General features: G+C 56.2%; 12 protein-coding genes and 1 pseudogene. 4 read left to right on the top strand and 9 right to left on the bottom strand.

Translation table 11 applies throughout. The features are described from left to right. Nucleotides 1-90: 90 nt before the first annotated feature. Nucleotides 91-966 (top strand): hypothetical protein, encoded by an 876-nt coding sequence (locus CHINAEXTREME_RS20850; RefSeq protein WP_007143061.1) that lies wholly within the window; start codon nt 91-93, stop codon nt 964-966. 324 nt (nt 967-1,290) lie between these two features. Here CHINAEXTREME_RS20850 and CHINAEXTREME_RS20845 read toward each other — a convergent pair whose 3' ends face one another. Genes CHINAEXTREME_RS20845 through CHINAEXTREME_RS22365 form a run of 3 tightly spaced genes read right to left on the bottom strand, consistent with a single transcriptional unit; the run spans nt 1,291 to nt 8,444 of the window. Then, nucleotides 1,291-4,152, bottom strand: a complete 2,862-nt coding sequence (locus CHINAEXTREME_RS20845) for a UvrD-helicase domain-containing protein (protein WP_007143060.1) — start codon at nt 4,150-4,152, stop codon at nt 1,291-1,293. Next, a complete protein-coding gene (locus CHINAEXTREME_RS20840) occupies nt 4,149-6,737 on the bottom strand; it encodes a PD-(D/E)XK nuclease family protein (RefSeq protein WP_029601773.1) in 2,589 nt (862 codons plus the stop codon). Before CHINAEXTREME_RS20840 ends, CHINAEXTREME_RS20845 begins: the two co-directional genes overlap by 4 nt. 51 nt (nt 6,738-6,788) lie before the next feature. Next, nucleotides 6,789-8,444, bottom strand: coding sequence for a hypothetical protein (locus CHINAEXTREME_RS22365; protein ID WP_238593402.1), 1,656 nt, complete (start codon nt 8,442-8,444; stop codon nt 6,789-6,791). 271 nt (nt 8,445-8,715) lie between these two features. Between CHINAEXTREME_RS22365 and CHINAEXTREME_RS20830 the strand changes: the two genes are divergently transcribed. From CHINAEXTREME_RS20830 to CHINAEXTREME_RS22660, 3 genes are all read left to right on the top strand, one after another. After that, complete coding sequence (locus CHINAEXTREME_RS20830; protein ID WP_007143057.1) at nt 8,716-9,372, top strand: hypothetical protein; 657 nt, start codon at nt 8,716-8,718, stop codon at nt 9,370-9,372. 78 nt (nt 9,373-9,450) lie between these two features. Then, the gene (locus CHINAEXTREME_RS20825) at nt 9,451-10,677 is read left to right on the top strand and encodes an IS701-like element ISHala4 family transposase (RefSeq protein ID WP_007143056.1); all 1,227 of its coding nucleotides are present in this window, start codon (nt 9,451-9,453) and stop codon (nt 10,675-10,677) included. A 189-nt stretch (nt 10,678-10,866) separates the two neighbouring features. Next, nucleotides 10,867-11,034, top strand: coding sequence for a DUF7563 family protein (locus tag CHINAEXTREME_RS22660; RefSeq protein ID WP_449289601.1), 168 nt, complete (start codon nt 10,867-10,869; stop codon nt 11,032-11,034). Between the two features lie 15 nt (nt 11,035-11,049). On the opposite strand, the gene CHINAEXTREME_RS22360 is transcribed toward CHINAEXTREME_RS22660, so the two are convergent. The 6 genes and pseudogenes from CHINAEXTREME_RS22360 to CHINAEXTREME_RS20780 all read right to left on the bottom strand — a co-directional run bounded on the left by CHINAEXTREME_RS22360 (nt 11,050) and on the right by CHINAEXTREME_RS20780 (nt 20,609). Beyond that, entirely contained in the window at nt 11,050-12,282 is a 1,233-nt protein-coding gene (locus CHINAEXTREME_RS22360; RefSeq protein WP_238593417.1) for a DsbA family oxidoreductase, read from the bottom strand. Between the two features lie 3 nt (nt 12,283-12,285). Further along, nucleotides 12,286-12,846 (bottom strand): hypothetical protein, encoded by a 561-nt coding sequence (locus CHINAEXTREME_RS20810; protein WP_007143052.1) that lies wholly within the window; start codon nt 12,844-12,846, stop codon nt 12,286-12,288. A gap of 31 nt (nt 12,847-12,877) precedes the next feature. Beyond that, a pseudogene (locus CHINAEXTREME_RS21320) lies at nt 12,878-14,180 on the bottom strand (ISH6 family transposase). Nucleotides 14,181-15,287: 1,107 nt separating this feature from the next. After that, complete coding sequence (locus CHINAEXTREME_RS20790) at nt 15,288-16,070, bottom strand: hypothetical protein (RefSeq protein ID WP_007143051.1); 783 nt, start codon at nt 16,068-16,070, stop codon at nt 15,288-15,290. Between the two features lie 68 nt (nt 16,071-16,138). Next, on the bottom strand, nt 16,139-17,185 hold the full coding sequence (locus CHINAEXTREME_RS20785; RefSeq protein ID WP_007143050.1) for an ABC transporter ATP-binding protein: 1,047 nt from the start codon (nt 17,183-17,185) through the stop codon (nt 16,139-16,141). Nucleotides 17,186-17,348: 163 nt separating this feature from the next. After that, entirely contained in the window at nt 17,349-20,609 is a 3,261-nt protein-coding gene (locus CHINAEXTREME_RS20780; RefSeq protein ID WP_007143049.1) for a type 2 lanthipeptide synthetase LanM family protein, read from the bottom strand. Between the last annotated feature and the right edge of the window lie 91 nt (nt 20,610-20,700).

Raw genomic sequence — 20,700 nt, 5'->3', positions numbered from 1 at the left:
AACACAATCGCCAGCACAACGCTTTACATATAAACCCCCTGTTCGACAAACTGGGTTAATAAGTACTGACGAAAGAGTATAGCATACCAGATGGGCCACGTCTACTACCACCATCCCGGTGACAAGCAATTCTCTCTTGACTTCGTCCATCCGGACCCTGGTGAAATCGTCTCGCAGATCGTCGGTTACGATGACGACGTCGCAGTGAAGGTTCAGGAATACGATATCGACGAAGAATTCTACGTCGTCTATACGTCCCGCGTCGGCGGTGAGCCTGTTCGTGAGATCGATTTTAACCTGAATGAGTCACTCGCGAAGATGAGCGAGGACAACAGCACCATCGTCGTTCGTCTACTCGAGATCTACCGCGCCCTCATCGCTCAAAACGAGAAAGAAGAAGGTGTTCCTGTCGAGGCGTACAAGAAAATTGACGTCGACGCGCTGCCGGACGTGCTTGATCGGACGTCGTGGGAGGGCCCAGCAACAGCCGTTGCAGGCCGACTCGCCTCGAACCTGATTCTGAAACACGCACTTCCGAACGCCAACCACCGGACGGCTGTCGCACTGATCCAGTTCTACCTCCGACGTCTGAATCCGAATTTCTCCATGCCGGAAACGTCTATAGAAGTCGATCCAGAGACGTACGACTGGCGGGAATGGGTTAATGAGTACATCAACGAATCGAAGCGGCTGTTGACCGTTCGACGGAAGAATGTCCTCTTCAAGCACCTGTACCGCTTCGGCGCGAGAACACTTGAACGGAAACACGCCGTCGAAATCGACTTGACCGCATACGAGCTGGATATGTACCCGAGTGAGGCGAAGATCGTCTATGCGGAGCAGCACGAAGACCTCTGGATCGAGTTCGTCGAGGAGGCCGTCGAACGCGCAGGCTATCCGGAGCTGAAGGAAACGCCAGGGCTATCGAAAGCAGAGTTCGCTGAAAAGATTCGGAACCTCGACTAAGAAGTGCCGTTAGTCTTGGAGTGTGGCGACTGTTCGGCCCGTTTCTTCGGCCTCTTGGCTGCGCGACATATTGTACGTCGCGAGCGCTTCGTCAACCGCCTCATCAAGACTCATTGGTCAACCTAATCTTGACTCTTCTACCGTATAAACGCTTGCATGGCTCCAGACGAGTATCAAACAGCCTCAGTTCACCTCGATCAGTGCTGAGTGCGCAGATGTTCTTCCCACTCTGAAGGCTCCGTTGCCGTCGAACAATTTGTCCCCGAACAAAGTCCAACTATGTTCGAAGACGTTGTGTAGGAAACATCTGGATTTGCGGTACGACTACTCGAGAACGCTGGCTTCCGAACGCTGTTCTTGACTAATCAGCACGACTAGGTCCGCTTTCGAGAGTGGATCAATATCAACACGGACCCCTTGTGCAGTATAGAAGATCCCTGTGGTCACCTCTCGACCAGGGAACCATTCATTCAGCACGTGATAGTACACGCTGAGTTGCTTCCGATACTCATTCTCGGCGTGCCGCCCGAGGTCAGTTTTGAAGTCGATGATTTCAACGGCATCGGGACGAAGGTGAACGAGGTCGACGATTCCTGAGATGGTGACCTGCTCTCCGTCGACAGTGAGTGGCAGATACGTATCCTCCTCAACTCGAAGCTCACCATCGAGCGAGTCTATGAACGACTTGATGTGACGTTCGTCGTCGTTCGAGGGCTCGATGTCTCCTTCCAGTACGTACCGCTCAGCGAACTCGTGGGTCTGCGTTCCGAACGCTGTCCCTCTCCCGCCATCGACATCCTCGAACACATCGTCACGCATCAGCGTATGCGGCGAGTGACCGACTGGACCATCCGGCGTCGGCACAGCAATCTGCAAGTGTGCCTGTGTCGTCTCGTCGATATCATCTTCCTGAACGTTGGGTTCTAGTTCCTCGAGGTCGACCGGGAGCTCTTCAATGAACGTGTTCGGGCTCTCGCCTGCAGCGAACACGAGGTGGCTCTCAGCCCGCGTCATCGCGACATAGAGCAAGCGTCGTTCCTCATCGTATCCACGCGGCAGGCACTTTCGAAGGACGTCGGCTCGCCAGTTGTCGTGGATGTGAGGATACCCGTGATCGTCGGCGTAGAGTTTCCGCTGGCGTATCCCGATCGGATCGTCGAACGTGATCGCGTTACTGTTCCCACCTGACGGTGGGAAACAATGGGAGTTCATGTTCGCGAGCACGACAATGGGGTGCTCGAGTCCCTTGGCCGCGTGGATGGTCTGGACCGTCACCGAATTCATACCGGCGCTCGCGTGGACCTCGTGGGTGCTTCCGTCCTCGATGCCGCGTTCGATGAATCGAATGAGGTCACCTCGTGTCAATGTCGTCGCGCTGTGGACGGACTGAATCGTCGTCAGCAGCACGTCGGCATAGGCCCCGTCGTAGTCGTACTGGGAGAACACGCGCTGGGCAACCCCACCGACCGTCTCCAGCGACGCAAGCTCCGACTTGAACGCCTGCATGTTGGTGGGGTACTCCTCACTATCGAGCACGTGTTTGACTTCGTCGAGCGGGTAGCCAGCTTCCTCAAGCACGACTGCCCATCCTCGCTCCGCGTCGGATTCGAGGATTCGCAGCCACGCCAGGAGAAGCTTCGCCGGGTCAGACCGGAACAACTCGATGCCTCCTTCGTATGCCATCGGCAACCCATACGCCTCGGCGACAGAGAGGAGTTCTCGGCCGAAGTCACGAGTCCGGGTGAGGACGGCGATGTCACCGTACTCTGGCAAACGAAGTTCCCCATCCTCCTCGACCTGATACGCGTCGTTCCCGACGATCTCCTGAATCTTGGTCAGAATGGCTTCGTGTTCGTCTTCGTGTTGAATCGCCTCTATCTGAGAATTCTCGTGCGAGGCGTTCGAGGAGAGCGACACAACTCTATCTCGCACAGCCGTCTCGTCGACGTCGTCCGTGCTCGCCGCGGGTGTCACCAGGCTGTGCTCGGAGAAGTCGAGAATGTCCTGCGTCGACCGGTAGTTCTCGACGAGCTCGATATCGATGATCGGGCGGGTTGGCCACGACACTCGTTCGTGGTCCTCGTTGAGCTCGTCGACGAACCGATCCAGGCGGGACTCGAACTCGGTGATGTTCTCGACGGCGGCGTACTGGAACGAGTAGATGCTCTGTTTCCAGTCGCCGACGACACAGACATTGTTCGTGTCCGCGAGCAGGAGTGCGAGTTTGAACTGGATCTCGCTAGAATCCTGGAACTCGTCGATCATCACGTACTCGAACGCGACGTCGTCGCGGAGTCGATGGTCGTCACAGAGCAGGACGAACGCAAATAGTTGAAGAAAGCTGAAGTTGAGGTAGTTCCGACTGAGTGCGAACTCAAGGTATTCGTGGTAGACGTCGTGAACGAAGTTCTTGAGGGCCTCTCGCTGTTCGTCAAACACCAGCTGTGCGACGCCATCAGGAACCTGCTTCTCACCCCATCCACCACGGATCTCGTCCTCCTCGGGCGCGTCTGGGAGATAACACTTGTCATCCCCATAGCCTCCGAGTTTCGAGCGAAGCTTCGACTGCTTGTTCCCGTCGTTTCGGGGCTGGTTCAATTCGTCGAAGATCTCGCGGAACGCCTCGAAATCACCGTCCAAATACCGCTCGCCGTTGCGATACCAGCCTTGAGCCGTCGGGAAGACACCTTTCGCTGCAAGCTGATTAATTAACCCGAGGAGTTCGACTGGTTCCTCGACGGCGCGGAAGAAGTCGTCGTACTCGGGATGGTCGTCGCTGAACCGACGGATGAACTCGCGGAACTGCGCCTTCTCGACGTTCTCGTCTTCGAGGACACGTGTGGACCCCGTGATGCGGTCGTCGATGCCGAGGAGCGTCGGTGCCTCGAAGCCGTGCTCCATGAGGATGTCGTGACAGAGGCTGTGGAACGTCTGGATCGGTGCGTCCGAGAGTTCACGCATCCCGTAGTCACAGTGGGCGACGATTCGGTCCTTCATCTCCGTCGCCGCGTTGTTGGTGAACGTCACGAGGAGGACGTCCTCAGGTTCGACATCGTCTTGGTCGACGATTTCGGCGTAGCGACGGGTGACGGTGAACGTCTTTCCAGTCCCTGCGCCGGCGTCGACGACGTGGATGCCCTGTTTGCTGTCGATGAGGTCTTGCTGTTGGTCGTTTGGTGCAGTCATCGCGACTCACCCTCCAGGATGCAATCGCGGTTGTCCACGTACCGATAGTTTGGATCGCCACCGAGTCCCTGAACCGGGAAGCGCTCATCACCGGCACGACGGTCGTTCAACTCCGAAAGGCGATCTTGGACGAACTGCTCGAATGCATCCACATCGCCGGTGAAATAGTTCTGGTTGCGAATACGGAGCAGGTGTCTCAGGGCCTGCTTACAGCCGTTTTTCACGTACTTGTAGTCCCCAACATCAGCAATCAATCGCTCTGTGAGCGCGTCTCCGAACTCGGATCCGATGAGTTCGTCACTGTCGTTGGTGTCCGGGAACTCGTACGCATCCAACACCGCTCGGTAGACTTCAAATGTCGACTTCGAGAAGGTCTTGTTACAGTCGTTCGCGGCGTCTTCCTGCAGTTCCATGAAGACAGCTGGGCTCGCGATGTATTCCTCGAAGGTGACTGGATAGTAGGTCACCGTAGTGAGGCAGTCCTCGAGAGATCCATCCCCAGTCACCACATCGTCAAGCGTTTCGAGGAAGTGGAAGAACGTGAATCGCAGTTCCTCATCCGGGTGCTCAGTCCGCTGGTGAGCGAGATACAGCAACGCCTGGAAGTTCGGTTTATCGCTCGGTGGATCAATCGCCGAATGCTTTACAATCGAGTATGCTGACTTCTTTGAGCCACTCTTATAGTCGAGGAGTCGGGTCGGGCTGTGAACGAGGTCGATCTTGCCCTTCAACCCGAGATCAGTGTTCTCGAACCAGCGTTCGGTGTGCGACGCATCGATGGGGCGGTCGTAATACTCGGCGAAGAAGTTCTCTCCCCGACCACCGTCAGGCGTCACCAGGGTGTCACCGTGAGGAGAGTTTGCATTCAGGTATTCAACGATGGTCTGGAGACCGACACGGTACTTAGTGAGTCGGACTTCCTGGTCGACGCCCCGGAGGAACGGGTCGACTTCGTCGAGAATGGTTGCGGCTACATCGTCGAGTGTATCAGACGTGATGGCGTCCGGATGCGAGACATAGAACTCCGCGAAGTCGTGGAACAGGTTCCCTTCCCTGAAGTGATCCTTATCCGGATTGTCGACGAGTCGGCTGAAGAAGTAATCGCGGGGTGAATTGACGTAGGAGTTCAGGCTCGACTGGCTGAGTGCGGTGACTTCCTCGGGGGAGACATCGAGTGGTTCTTTTTCGAATCCGTCCTGTGTCGTTCGAGACGCCCGTGAATGCTGCAGTGAGTCCAAATCACTGAATCGGTCGAACTCCTCATCGAACAGTTCCTCAAAGTATAGGCACGGGGTGACGGGCGTTCCACCGGCGGTGTCCTGCACGAGGTAGTACTGGTCGACGCCGTTCTGCAGGAGGAGCTGGAACTGCCGGATGTTCCGCTCGAACTCCTGATTTCGGTCGACCCACGGGCGGCGGGGCGACGAATGTGTCCAACCTTCGTCAAGGGCGAGATAGAACACGACAGCGCGGTCGACGTGAGCAGCCGATTTTGCATCTGCCAATAGGACACCTTCGTTCTCCCGATCCACAGGAACTTCGTACGACTGTAGATAGAACTCGAGACGGTCAACTGCCGGTTCGATGACAGCGTCGTCAAGGAGGCCGAGCGTCGCGAGTTCCTCTCTGAAGGCGTCAATAGAGGCGTCCGTGACTGCTTCGTATTCGTCGATGACCTCCTCGAATGTGCGGGACCGAATCTCATCACGGAACTCAAGGAGCCAGTCTACTTCCGGGCGGTCAAGGTCGTAGAGACGCTTCTCGTCGTGCTCGATGTCGACGGGCATCCCGAGCTGGGTGAGGAGTGGTCGAACGTCGCCTACTCGCGTATCCCGGCCAGCGTGGGCACTTCGAAGGAGCTGTAGGAATGCGCGGTGACGAGCATCGTCATTGAACCCCGGACCACCGTAATATGGAATCTCTGCAGCTTCCAGCGCCGACTCAATGAGCGAGGAATACTGACTAGCTGCATCGAGGACGACAGCCACGTCGTCGGCGTTCTCCGGTGTGACCGTATCGAGGACCGCGTCGACGATTGCGGCCGGTGAGTCGAGAATGCGGAAGGGTGGATGATCGAATGACTCGTCGGTGAACGGGTCGACCGTCTCGTAGTCTGGGGGAAGGATCGAGCGTTCGAGTTCGGTAAGTTGCTTGAAGCCGACGACAGCGACCGACGTGTCGGCTTCGATACTGTACTCAGTGAGACGGTTAGACGTCGTGTCCATCTCTGTGATACAGTCGACAGCAGTGTGCGTTGCCGTCGTCGCGAACTGCTCGTAGTCCAGAATAGCGTCAGCCGTCCCCTGATACTCCCAGCACTGGAGGATGTTCCCGACCGCATAGGACGTCTCCTTCCAGTTGAGGTCAGTCGTCTGAATGATTTCGAGGAACGCGAGTCGATCTTCGGCCTGTTCTCGACGTCGGGCAGCCAGGCGCCGTGGTGTGATCGCGAATGGTCCGAAGTGAGGTTGGTCAAGACGCCGGTTCAGGGCGCTCGCCATCGGCGCATCCGGCACAAGCACAAGGTCGAAATCCTTGCATTCTTCATAGAGAGAATCGATAGACTTCGCTCGTATAATTGACACAGACTATCAGACTCAGGTGGGTTTCAAAAATGTGTCGTCGGAACAGTCCAATCAGAAGTTCTGGATGCTTCCGATAGACAGCGGAAGTAGGGGGTAAGCGAACGAAAGGAAGATGATGACAAGAGTGACTACCGCCGCACTTCTGCTGAAATAGTCGTAACCGCCGTGACCGAACGGCCCATCAGTGGGGGCAAAAGAAAGGATGGCAAGCACTACACCAGAGAACGCTAACGCAAGCGACTGCGGTTGTCCGAACGAATATGCGAACCCAGACCAGATGGCCAATCCGCACCAAACGGTGAGTAGAGCGTAGAAGACTCTTCGAAGCTGGGTTTGTGCCCGCTGGCGTTGCTTTTCAGCTAACTTCACGTATGCTGATTTCCGATCTTCAAGATCACCAAACCGGAATAGGTCCTTGTTGAACCGGCGAATATGCTTCTCGTAGAATTCATAGTCGTTCTTCACTTCTGTGATTGTGTGGTTCAGATCCTCAATTCTTCCTTGAATGAGGGGGAGGTAGAATCCAACAATCACAATAAGAACAAAAAGCGAAAATGGTGGCACTAGACTTCGGTCGCTCCATCGAAGTACCAAGAAGATGTTCGCGACGATTGCACCAAGGAGTGTAAACGTCAATCGTTGAATATCTTGAGAAGTTTCATTGGCTGCCGATGAAAGCCGATCAGTTAATCCAGCCATTAAAGTCTGCGTGTCTTCAAGTACGTCACTCAGAGCTTCGAAGTTTTCTTCGACAGCAGATACCTGGAGGTCTTGGTAACTCGATTTAACATCCTCAATGACCTCTGGAAGCATTTCGATACCACGCTCTGTACCTCGACAGTGTTCAGTTATAGCTAACTGCCAGAGATCTCGAAATGCATCTTTTTTCTCTTCAGCTTCAAACGATTGGTGGAGATCTCGAATTGCACATATTCCGTCATTGCCCCACTCTACACATTGCTCAGACAAGTCAAGCCGAGGATTGAATTCAGGTTCATTAGAGAATTGGAACTGCATCATCTGGCCGTCATGGTCAACAGCTGCGGAGAGAACACCTAACAGAGAGTATGAATAGAGAGGAGAAACTTGTTCGCTATCGCAGGTTTCCCAAAGACCCTCAACTATCGAAGGGTGGATTGGTGAAAGGTCTCCACGCCAGTGAGTGAACTTTCGGGAAGCAGACATACAGTCAAAGTACTGGTCGGCAGCCTCCTCAAGTTCCTCTTTTGGGAGTGCTTCAACGCTACTCGCAGTCCACATTGTAACAGGAAAGACCTCATCAGGAGCATCCTGAAGAAAGAGAAATACAGGGAAGGACTCGTATTCGAATAGCTCAGCTGCAACTTCATGTGGGCTGTGACTTCCGATCCATCTGAACAGATCCGATGGCGCCCACCAAAGGAGAGGATTCAAATTTAAATCGGAGGAGAACTCCTCGCTGAGGAGCTCCGAGGCAATTCGCCCCTTCTGAAGGCCAAGTTCGATGGTGACGGTAGTGTTCGCATCGTTGAGTTCTGATGCAAATCCATAAAGCAAACCAGCAGCGTTCCGGATCTCGTCTGGATAGTACCGGTCGAACCCGCCACGATAATAATCGATGTCGACTGCAGGGTCCAGATCGCGTTCAACGAGGGCTTCTAACCCCTCATCGTTTACGCTGAGTTCTCTTCCGGACAATTCGAACAACCGCTGATCATCAGCTATCAAGCGAAAACCGCTAAAATACGCAGGAAACGAATCCCAAGCCTCGAATAGATTTTTGAATGTATCCTCGGACAGAGTGCTAACCTCAGTATTAATCGAGAGGGAAAAACGAGAACATGATGAGTATGGCTAATTGAATCGGAGATTCTCAATACAAGTCAGATTGTATTCGACTGAGTCTGAAACGTCAATACACCAATATCAAACGTTCCAATTGATTGGAATATTTTGAATGACCAACAGAAATATAGTATTTCGTTAACCAGTTGATTGCATGAGCGAACAAACGATCGCTTATATGAACGAACGCGGGAGTGTCACAATCGACTCCGAGATCCGGGATTTACTTGATATCACAGATGGTGATCTCGTTAGACTCTCTGAAATCAAGGTCGTGAAAGTCGAAGACGAAGGAATCGACGTCAAACAGTTGCCGGACGAAACTTGTAGCACTATTTCGCGTATCAACGACCGGGGAGTCGTCAGGATTGACAAGGAGGTGCGAGAGGTACTGGGAATCGACGACAAGAAAGTGAAGCTCAAAATCAGCGGGATCGAAGTGGCCAAGATAGTTAACGAGTCGACCAAGACTCGCAGTGCTATCTCGCTGGTTGCTGTTGCTTCCTGGTACGCGACTGTAGCGGCCTCATGGAGCCGTGCGAAGTCTGTCTTCATGAAGGCTCACCCGGAGATCAAGTATCCGCCAAACAGGTCCACCGCGACAATGATCATCGGAAGCTGGGCACTGATCGCAGCGGTTGCCACTATACTGCTGAGCCAGAACGGCGCAATCGAGAGGCTTGCAGCTGGCGATCCGGTCGAGTGGGCCGGTCTGATCACTGCCCTTGCCTTCGGCGCGATCGTGATGATCCTCTTACTCCCGGATCGCAAGGAAACAGTCCGCAAACTGGCCAACATGCCATCAGAGTAGAGTAACCTCGATTCTTTCCTAACCAACTCAGCTTTGCACGTTGAAGTAGGAGCGTGACGTAGGAAGTGCCAAAGACAGATGATGCCGATCACGGATTTCCTGTCGTGTACGCGCGTGTTCGACGAGTTCGACTCGCTGTCACCGGCACAACGCCGTCATGCCAAAACCTACGCCACAGGTCTTGTTGCGGCCAGCAACAAGACCGTGGCGGGCATCGCACGCGAAGTTCTTCCAGCCAGCGGCAAACGCGCTCTCAACAAGTTCCTCACCGAGTACGACTGGGACGAACAGCAATTTAACCACGAACGCCTCGAAGAACTCCAAAAACACGGCGAAACACGTTGGTCGAAGGATGGCTACATCATCCTCGACGACACGATCACCGAGAAAGCCGGGGACGAAGTCCCCGGCGTCGGACACTTCTATGATCACGCCGAAGGTGACACTTTCTGGGGCCAAGACCTCATCTACGCCTTCTACGCTGACGACAAAACTGCCTACCCACTCACTTTCCGCCTCTACGAAAAACAGGACGAAGATGACCAAAACCACGACACCAAGTACGATCTCGCCCGTGAGATCGTCACCGAACTCGAAGACGAGGTAGGTGTCCCGGCGGACACCTACCTCTTCGACTCGTGGTTCGCTCACGATTCTGCCCTCGTCGAACACATCGAATCCTACGGTAACGACTGGATCGGCCCGCTCCGGAGCAACCGACAGGTAACCTACGCCGGCGAAGAGATCAGCGTCGATGCGCTGGCAGAGCGCATCGACACCGTCGAGCGTAACGTTGAGGACGAGACCTACCACATCTGGACGAAGAAGCTTCCCGTCTCCCAACTGGGAGACGTGAAGCTGGTCATCGCCGAGAAAGAAACTGACGAAGACGACGAAGAGAACCCGGTCAAGTACCTCGCCACGAACAAAATCGACGCACCGACCCAGCACGTGATCCGCTCCTACGGGATGCGGTGGCGCATCGAGACGTTCTTCGAGGACTCGAAGCAGGATCTCGGCCTAGGAGACTGCGAGATGCAGACCGACGAAGGTGCCAGTCGGCACTGGCACCTTCTGATGGCTGCCTACAGTCTCGTTCGTCTTGATCCTGAGTCGAGCGCCTTGGGGACGGTTCGCTCGAAAGCGTCATCGCTTCGAGCGAACCTCGAACATTCGCTGAAGGAAGCCGTCTACAACCTTCTCTCGTGGGTTCGGGACAACGATGATCGTGGCGTCGATGACCTCATGGAAGAGATCGACCACCTCTTCGTTCACTCAACCACCGACGCTAACGTGCAAAGCTGAGTAACCAACACAAAAGAGGCTCGGAGCTACTGTCTAGTCATCTGGCAGAGAGTCGTGCTTTAGCACCTGTCGCAGTGCCTCAGATACAATAGAAGATCATCAGTAATAACACAAAGCCCTTTCCGAGAACCTCAATACACACCGGTATCTACCCCTCCACAGTTTCCGAAGATTTCACTGGCGAACTGACTGGCCTTACCAAACCTGCGTTGTGATAACTGCGGCCACCACGTCACTGACCAATACAAGCGAGTATTCGCTGACAACGACGGCACCCTGCACGCCTGCTCACACTGCCGATCACAGAAAGAAAATGTTCAGAGAAGCAGGAATCGACGAATAAATCTCACCTGCTAAAGGATTGACTCCAAGCTACTCGAGATACCAGAAGCGCTCGCCGCCGGCCTTGAACGACGAAACACTATCCAGATCCTGGAGACGTTGCACCGCCTCCTGACGCTGGATTCCGTAGACCTCCATGACCTCGGGCGTGGCTACAGGACCATGCTCCTCTACGAAGCCCTGCAAGTCCTGAGGACTTTGCTCGTCGATACCCTGGAACGTGAACTGAGTCTTGAAATCCGTGTACCGGACACGGCCATTCTTCGGCACCGGCTTCCCCTGGATCTCCATAAACGTGAACGGAAGCTCGTCACGCTCACCAGACTCCAGTTCCACCTCATCTAAATCGTCCTCGAAACGCTCCCGATCCATCCCGAGATCTGACGCCAGGTCGATCAGGACCTCCCTGTCGTTGATGTCATGGCCAGTTGCAACACCTTGCTGCCACAACGCCCGGATATAATCCTCTCCACGGTACTGCTGGATAGCTGCCTCGAACGCCTTGTTGACCAGGTCCGTGGACTCCGGTGGATCCTCGTCGCAGAACGAAGGATCAACAGGCATACCCAGCTGCTGACCGACGTCTCTCCACTTCTGTTTCTCCTGCTCAGGATCGATCTCTCGGACAGGAGCAGGTTTGTAGAAGACCTCAACGTCTTCGCCGTAGCACTCCTCAACACGTTTCATCACAGGCTGGACGCCCCAGGACATCGCGCTCAACGCATCGACTTCCTGGACCACGACTACTGTCTTATCTTCGTCCTCGTCTTCATCCTCTTCGTCTTCTTTGTCGGCGTCTTCCTCTTCTTCCGTATCCTCTTCAACGTCGTCAGACTCGTCAAAATCGTACTCTTCTTCCGTGTCTTCCTCTGTCTCAGGCTCATTGATGTCGTCTTCCGGCTCCGTTTCCGACTCTTCGAGATCTGGTTCTTCTATCTCCGGTGATTCAGGCTCTGACTCCTCTTCGTCCTCACCCTCTTCAGGATCTTCTTCTTCCGGTGGTTCGACAACAGTACCAGCACCCGTACCGGCACCTGAAGCAGCACCACTAGCGGCACCAGCACCAGCTGCAGCACCTGCGGCACCGGCCGCACCTGCAGCAGCCGCACCGCTATCAGAATCATCGACTTCTTCACCATCTCCGCCGAAATCATCAATACCTGTCTGAGACTGGTCATCTGTCGATCCTCCATCCTGCGAATCATCGTCATCCGACGAACCTCCTCCGCCGCCTCCGCTGTACGAACCAAGGAATACAAACATTGTTCAGTTGTCCTCTTTCTTGTCGCTGAACTCGTTTACAGGCCGCTGCTCCTGACCGTCATTAACTGCAAGCTTGGCCTCCCGATTCTCCTGGAACTCCGGCCACGGATCCTGCGAAAGCCCGTCCCCCGTAGAACAGGCATCTTTCCACTGCCGAAGTCCGGTAGCCCCACGAACACGCGGAGCAAAATCAAACAGGTCGTCCCCCGCAAGCCGTCCAATCAGGAAAATATCCTTCATGTCTATGGCGGCGATGGAGTTCCTGACATGGCTATGTAACACGTTGATCGCGTTCCCGGCATCACCGCCGGTGTATTGGACAGCGTAGAACGCGAACTCCTCGTAATCGAACTCGTTGTATAATTCCCGGTACTCTACGAAGTGCTCGTACTTCCAGCCCTTGTTTGTCGGAATCAATCGGACATCGAAGTCCTGCTCGATAATCTCCTTCTGGAGATCTCTGACATGGCCGATGTATGCCTCGATAGCATTGTCTTGAATCTCCTCGTCCATCCAGTTGTAGCTGTAGACCACGTCGGGAACGTAGATCGCCGGCTGAACCACCTCCAATAAATCGGTCGCGTCGCAAAGCGGTCTAGAGTTTGCCTCTGGTGCTCTCAATTGAGAGGACACAGCTCATTGCTGTTTTGGTCGATCGCTGGAGCAGTTCATCGAGGAACGACTGGTAGTGCTCTGGATCAGCGTACTTCACCAGCCGAAGCTGGAGTATCGCCTCTAATCCCTCTGTTGTCCATCGCATCCACTGGTTCTTGCACCGCTTGCTGACTTCGCCCATCAACCGTTCGACGGGGTTCGAGGTCCACGGCACCTCGAACCCCTCGACAGCCTGCTCGGCAAACGTCACGATCGAGGGCAGCCACCGCCGAAGATACCCCGCTGCCTTCTCGGACCCGTACTGATTCAACTGCCACGCTGTCTTCTCGATACGCTCGGTCGTTCGCGCGATCCGCTCGCGGATCGCCGCGAACTCCTCGTCTGGCCGGTGCTTGGCGACCGAGTTCTTCAGATGGAACACCTCGTCGATCACCTCCGAGACAATCTCGTTTCGCCGGTCCAAGGAGAACACACCGTCGTCCCAAAGGTTGTAATCAAGCGTCCGACCGACGTGGACAAGATCCAGTTGGTGAGTGCGATTTTCGTCGGTAAATGCCGTGACGATACCCTCCTCAGCGTCACTGACGACCGTCGCGTCGTCAGTGACTGCGTCGATGTCATCGAGGTCGGCGGCTGTCTCGTCCCAATCAGCGTTCACCGAGAGATCCAGCAGAGAGCGTGACTCTTCGGCAATGTCTTCGCCGAGCGTGGCCTGGACAGAGTGGTACGCACGGTCGTCGTCTTGACTGTGACACTTCGTGCCGTCAGGAATAACCGCATCAGCATCTGTGTCAGCGACACACTCTGGAAGGAACTGCTTGAGCTTGCTGCCGTACTCTTTAGCGCGGCGATTGATGGTGGTCGGCAGCGTCACGATAGCTGAGCGAGGTGGCGAGATCGACGCTTTTCGCGGCGATGTCCTGCTGATAGCGGTTTTCCCCGTCGAAGCTGAGAATGCCTTCGACGGGGCGAAAGTAGCTGGATTCGTCGTGGCCAGCGGCGGTATCTTCGACGTAGTGAAGGTCGAATTCGTGTTCACCGGCGGTTGTAACGGCTGTGCGGGTGTCGGTACCAGCGCGTTGGAAGCGACGATCACCGTTGCCAGTCGCGTGTTTCTGGCCACAGAGCGCCTCGACGCGGCTCGCGTCGAGGCTCTCGACCATCGATTCGAGCAGTACAGATTCGATGTTCTGCTCGGTAACGAACTCGGCAAGGGTGGCGAGCGGTACCGTTTTGTCCTCGTCGATGCTAATCGTGAACCGCACGTCGATTGTGGCGTGCATGGGACACCTCTTGGGTGGACACCAGAGGCGTCCCGTTCCTCACGGGAACCAGTTGCTACTGAACTCTAGAGGGCTTTGGGACGGGACCAAGATTTCGCGTCCCGACGGCCTCGACCGCGCAGTCCCGGTTCGCCGTCCGCTCGAACGCGTTCCGGGTCGCACTGTCGATGTTCTCTGCGAGCTTATCGATCTCGCGTCGAAGATCGGTACCCTTCTCCGCTATGTTAGAAAAAATTAAGTATTTCAAATACAATTACCATTCTGATGTCGGTCAACGAAATAACATTTGGGATGAAATACGGCACGTCGGGACGAATCGACGAGCGAATTCGATCGATATTCGACGAAAAGTTCGAGACGAATTACCTCAGCATTCTCGGACTAACGATAACCCCGGGCCCTTGCAGCACCGGCGCTCCAACCCTTCTTTGTCCGGACACCTGCTCGTGCGGTTGTTCGATCACCTGCGAAGGGTCGACCTACGGGTGCGACTGTTAATCGCCCGTCTGTTACGTTGACGGACGACGCGACTCGGCGAACCCGCACTGACGTCTCGCGCGTCGGCGACGCCGGGTACGTGTTTTCTACCGCTTTTAAATAAATATTTTGATAGATAATATTAAGTATAACAAATATCTAACGATACGTGATGTCGGCTACCCAACAGTCGTTCGGAATGTCGTACGACGTCACAGATACGAGCCTCAAAACCGCCTTTGACGAGCGGTTCGGTGCGGAAGACGTGACCGATCTGCCGTTGTCGCTGACGATCGATTGGAGTTGTTCGTGCGGGTGTTCGATCGGTTGTAACTGTAATTCCTGCGGGTGCGGGTGTTAACGGATCGTCCCGCTTTTCGTCCCCTCGCTCGCGTCGGGGTCGGGTCGAGTCGTGAGACGGGTCCACTCGGGCGAGGATTCGTCCCGACGGTACCGGCCTCGAAGACCCGACGCCGACCGGGCGACCACTCACGACCGTCAAGCGGTCGGGATGAAATCGGTCGAGACCGTGTTCGTTGCTTGTAGCAGTTGATTCGGCCTCGAGATCCGGCCGGTTCCGACCGGACTTGGAGTCCGCCTCGAACGACGCCCGCACCGATGCGGTTCGGATCAGTAGTGCGCCATCACGCCGCGTCTCCGAGCGACACGCGAACAGAACATGAATAGTACGTATCCTGCGGCCCAGTATACGAGCGCCGTTACGACGAGCACCCCGATCTCGGGCATCGGGAACTGCCAGAACCGAACGCCGTCCCGCATCGTCTCCTGTAACATCGCCGACCCCTGTACGAGCGGTAAGACCCGTAGCAACGGAACGTCGACGGCGGGTGCCGCGATGAGACCGACCAGCCCGAACTGCGCGATCTGCCTCACGCTCGAAATCTTCTTGTAGATGAGCGTCAGGCCGGCGAACACGTATCCGAGCCCGATTGTCGTCATTAACGTCAGTATGACGACCGGAACGACCGACAGGAGATCGATTGTGAGCGTCCGGCCCGTCGTCACGATCATCAGCGATAGCATGATGCCGCCCATCAGTAGACTCGTGAGAACGTTTACGACGACCTTCGTCGTCAAAACGACTCCGAACCCGTGGGGCGACATGAACAATTGCTCGAGCGTTCCCCATCGTGACTCTTGTGTCACCTCGCTCGACAGACTCGAGTACGAACTTACGGCCATCGTCCAGAGAAACCAGCCGACGATGATCGCGTCGAGCGTATCGCCGATTACTCCTGTACCGCCCCCGCCGATGCTCCCGACGGCGGCCCTCCCGCCAAAGAAGAGGACGACAAAAAAGAGGTACATCGTAATGATCTGCGCCACGAAATCCACCCGATATCGGATCATCAACAGAACCTTCATGCGGAGCATCGTCCACAGCAGCAACATCGGGCCTGCGTCACGATCGGAAGTGAACTGCGGTTTCAACCGATCGATCGTCTCATGAGCGCGGTTGCTCACGAGTGTTTCACCCCCTCCGCGTGCGATCGGTCAGTAGATAGCCGTAAAAAGATCTCGTCGAAATCCGGTTCGAGGTCGGTGATCGAGTCGATAGTCACCCCGGCCCGTTCCAGAGTCCCCACCAGATTATAGAACTCCTCGCCGGTAATCTGCGCTTCGAACTTCGTCGTCTCTGGACGCTCTTCGACGTTTTTGAGGACAAAATTCGATTCGAGTTGCCGTCTACTCCCCGCGTCGAGTCGCCCTTCGATCACCACCTCGTACATTTGCGTATTGAATAGTTCGATCAGGTTATCGACTGTATCGTCCGCAATGATTCGGCCCTGGTTCATGATGATAACCCGATCACAAACGTCTTCGATGACGTCCATATCGTGGCTGGATAACAACACCGTTCGGCCGTCGTGATCGGCCAGCCGCCGAAGTTCGCGCCGGAGTTTCCGAGAACTCTCGACGTCGAGTCCCAGTGTCGGTTCGTCGAGGAACACGACGTCGGTGTCCCGAACCATCGTGCAGGCCAGCGATACTTTCTGCTTCTGGCCGCGAGAGAGCTCTCGAACGGGCGTGTCTTCTTTCTCGCCGAGTTTGAATTGTGCGATGAGCTCGTCGATCCGCGCGGAATTTTTTCGGTAATCGTTTCCGGCGATCACGGAAAAGATCTCGAGGTTCTCGCGGACGGTGAGCCGCCAGTACGTGTTCCGTGCGCCTTCGAGCATCGCCCCCATCTTCTCGTACGCGGCGCTGGTGTTTTCGTGAACGTCGATGCCGTCGACCGTAACCGTCCCCGACGTCGGAACGATCAGCGCGAGTATCGATTTGATGACCGTCGTTTTCCCGGCGCCGTTGTGCCCGAGAATACCCACCACCGTCTCGGGCTGAATATCGAAGTCGACCCCCTTGACGGCCTCAACCGCGTCGTCCCCCTTACCGTATACCTTTTCGAGGCCGCTTACGGTCACGATGGGATCGTCGGATTGCTCCCTGACGGGACGTTGCAGGGAGTCCTGGGAGTGATCCGAAAGGAGTTGTTCCTCTGTAACCATTGTAGTACTGGTTAAATTATGAACAGGATGGTAATAGGTTTACGGTATTGTTGACACTTTTTGATGGTACGCGTCGCTCGAGCGCAATCGTCGAACCGACGGAGCGACTCGTCGGACGTGCGAAGGAACCCGGTGCGACGACGGCACCCGAAATCCTCGGGAGTTACTCCCAGAGGAGGACCGACGGAAGTGCGTCCGGCTCCAGTATCCGCAGTAAGGTGTATCCGATACCGGAGACGCCGTGGAAGAACGTCGGATTCGGGATCTGTCTGGTGTGTGCTGTCGTTCGGTACGTCCCGTTCCGTCGTTTCCGCTCGAGTACCGTCCCGATGGCTGCCCGCGCTTCGCCGCGCCGCTTTCCAAGTCGTCGTTCGACCTCCAACAGGAACTCGGCTCGGCCGGCCTCCCCGCAGCAGAGGTGATCCAGTTCGTCTATCTCGCCCGCCGGCATTCCGTCGACCGCGCGTTCGATGCCGCGCGTAACCCGATCGTCAGTAACGTATTCCGACATTCCGAGCCGTGCGAGCCCGATACCGCTTCGGCCGTAACACCACTGATCGAGGAAGTCGTTGTTCGTCCAACTCCGGAGATCCGGCCAGTTTCCGGCCGCCTCCGAGTAGGTCTCCGACTCGTATTCGAGCGCTTCTAGTGCGGCGTCCGCGTATGCCTCGGTTCCGGTTACATCGGCGAGCCGAATCAACGCATACGCAATTCCGCTCGCGCCGTGGGCGTACCCGGTCAACGGCGGCGAGTCGTCGAACGATTTCCAGGTGCGGACGTTCCCTTCGGTCTCGACGCGCGACTCGAGGAGGTGGTCACCGCACTTTTCGGCTGCCGAGAGCAGTTCCCCGTCGCCAGTTCGTTCGTAGAGTTTCAGCGTTCCGAGGATTGTTCCGGCGGAGCCGGCGGCGACGTCGTACATCGTGTCGTCCTGGTACTGTTCGTCGGGGAAGTTCTCGACGAGTCGCACCGAATTCTCGAGTACTGATTCGTCCGAGAGGAGGTCGCTGATGGTGCTGAGTCCGTATGCTACCGATCCGATCCCGCTGCAGGCTCCGTGGTTGTAAAGCGTCGCAGTCCCGGTTTTCGACGTTATCGCGTCGTAAATGGGATCGATAGTGTCCAACACGAACTCGCGATACCGTTGCTCGTCGGTGACGCGGTAGAGAGCGGCTCCGAACAGTGCGATACCGATCCGTCCCGAGTACAGCGATTCGTTCGCAGGACGAACCGTGAGACGCTCCGTCTCGTTTTTCGGAGCGATCGATCCCCAGTGGTATACCCCGCTGGTGGCCTCGAACGCAGCGTCTTTCGTCTGTTCGAACAGATCCGTCGCCTCGGTCAACAGTTGGTCGTCGTTCGCTTGCGCCGCCTCCGTCACCGACACGACGGAGTCCCGCCGCGTCGGGTCCGGCGATTTCCCGAAGCACCCCCGGATGAACTCGATCTGTTTCCGCATATCCGCTCGTGTTGCGGCTTCGATCCGCTTTCGACTGCGATCCATTCCGGACGCGTCCACTTTGACGCCGAGATTCTCTCCGTTTCGTTGAATCTCGGTCGCGTCCGGTTGACTCGTGATTCGGGGCGGATCGAGGCGTTTTATCGCCGCTCGTTCCGCTTCGTACAGGTGCCACGGGCGCGGCTTGCTGACCTGCTCCGTACAGAGCGGCACCGAGAGGGCGTCGATCGTGGCGCCGAAGTTCGCACCGTTGTGGAGATTCTTCCTCGACGAGAGGGACTTAATAACGGCCGTATAACGCATGGTCGGCCGGTAGACGAGGCGGTTCTCGATCGTTTCGAACGCGTTCGGCATTCCGATCTCGTCCGAGAGCCGGCCGTCGTCCCGAAGTTCTAGTACCGTTTCGTAGGTCGTCTCGAATCCGTCGACGATCTCGTCGATATACTCTTCGGGGGGGTGATCAGTGCTGTCAACTTTCGGGATGTTCTCACTTCGATCGGCGGACGCCGTCTCCCGCTCGACCGACATCACGTCAGTGTTCGGCCACTTGATCACGGAGTACTCGACCCCCTCGAGGTCCGTCGGATCGGACGCCACGCTGAATCCGGAAATCCGCGACGGCATATCTCCTGGTGCGTCCTCACTGGCGAGGTTCTCGATGCTGTACGGCAACAGCAGCGTCAAGAGAACGCTGTCGTCGGTCACCGCACTCGTACCGGTCGCCGTCGGTTTCCGATCGGGGATGATGTAGGGGTGCAGTATCGTTTCGGCATCGACCAGAACTGGATATTCGCCCGAAACGATGAGATTCTCGAACTGGCAGTCCGTGAATTCGAGGAAATAGCCGATACAGAGCAGCGAGCCGGCCCGTTTGTAGTATCGCTCAACGGCACTCTCGTCGGGACACTCCGCCGATTCGATCCACTCCATCCATCCGTACCCGTCGCGACAGAGATAGTTCGGGCGTTTGAAGTCCGGCAGCGGTAGGTGGTCCTCGATCCGGTCGAGGACTCGATAGAACGTCTCCCCGGCGTCGACGCTCCTCGGTTTGTAGACGACCGTAACCCCGGAATCGAACTCGACACGCATAATCGCACGTCCGTCACCGTGCGTGTCGTCGGCGAGCGGTTTGAGATCCGTTACGGGACCGAGCGAGTGTCCGTCGCTGAATCGCTCCCGGAGTCGCTCCCGATCTGCCTCTAAGCGCTCGCAAAACTCCTCAAGGTGGGCGACCCACTGCTGGATCTGTACCGCCACCAGGCGCGCGAACATCGGGTACTCCTGACACAAGTCGACGAATCCGCCCGTAAAGAGATACTCGATGAACCGTTCGTAGTACTCCGTCGGGAGTTCCTCGAAGTCGTCGGCGTCGGCGAACGCTCGGTCCTCGTCGTGTGCCGCGGTGAACGTCTTGAATTCGACGAAGAGGATCCGGATGAACCGTTCCTCGAACCGGATCTGGAACCACGACGTCATCTCCTCGATCGCCGTTTCGGAGAGGATCTTGCCGACGCGTTCGTCCGCGAGTCGAGTGCGGGTGTACGCTCCCACTGCTGCCGACAGTTCCGGAAACGGACGTTCGTCCGTGTCACCGGAGTCCGGCTCGTCCGCAGCGGTCGACGGTGCCCGGTAGTCGTCGGGGTCGCCAGCGAGGATCCAGGCGGCTAAGTTCTCGACTTGCTCTATCCACTCGGGTAGCGGTTCGTCCTCTGCGAGCTTGTCGGAGGCGATGGCGTCCTCGCATTCCGCTTTCGTAATACCTTCCCGTTCTAACCGTCGTTCGAACGCTTCCTCGCTGGGAAACAACTCTTCCCACTCCTCGAAGATCTCCTCGTTCTCGTCCTCACTCAGCCCGCTCGGCTCCAGCGAGTCTCCCGCATCGATCCGCTCGAGGAGCGTTTGTGCACGACCGACGATCAACCGCTTGTGCTCGTCGGAGAATACGCCAGATTCCGTCTTCGACATAAATTCAGGTAAATATACAAATTTTGAATATAAAACATTTTCTTAATTGTAGCCTGTATAAGATGTTCTCGCCGACGTGTCGCTCTCGCGC

It is taken from the genome of Halobiforma lacisalsi AJ5, assembly GCF_000226975.2.
In the GTDB taxonomy this organism is placed as follows: domain Archaea; phylum Halobacteriota; class Halobacteria; order Halobacteriales; family Natrialbaceae; genus Natronobacterium; species Natronobacterium lacisalsi.
The sequence above is the reverse complement of the archived record's forward strand: the minus strand, read 5'-3'. Positions and strand labels throughout refer to the sequence as shown.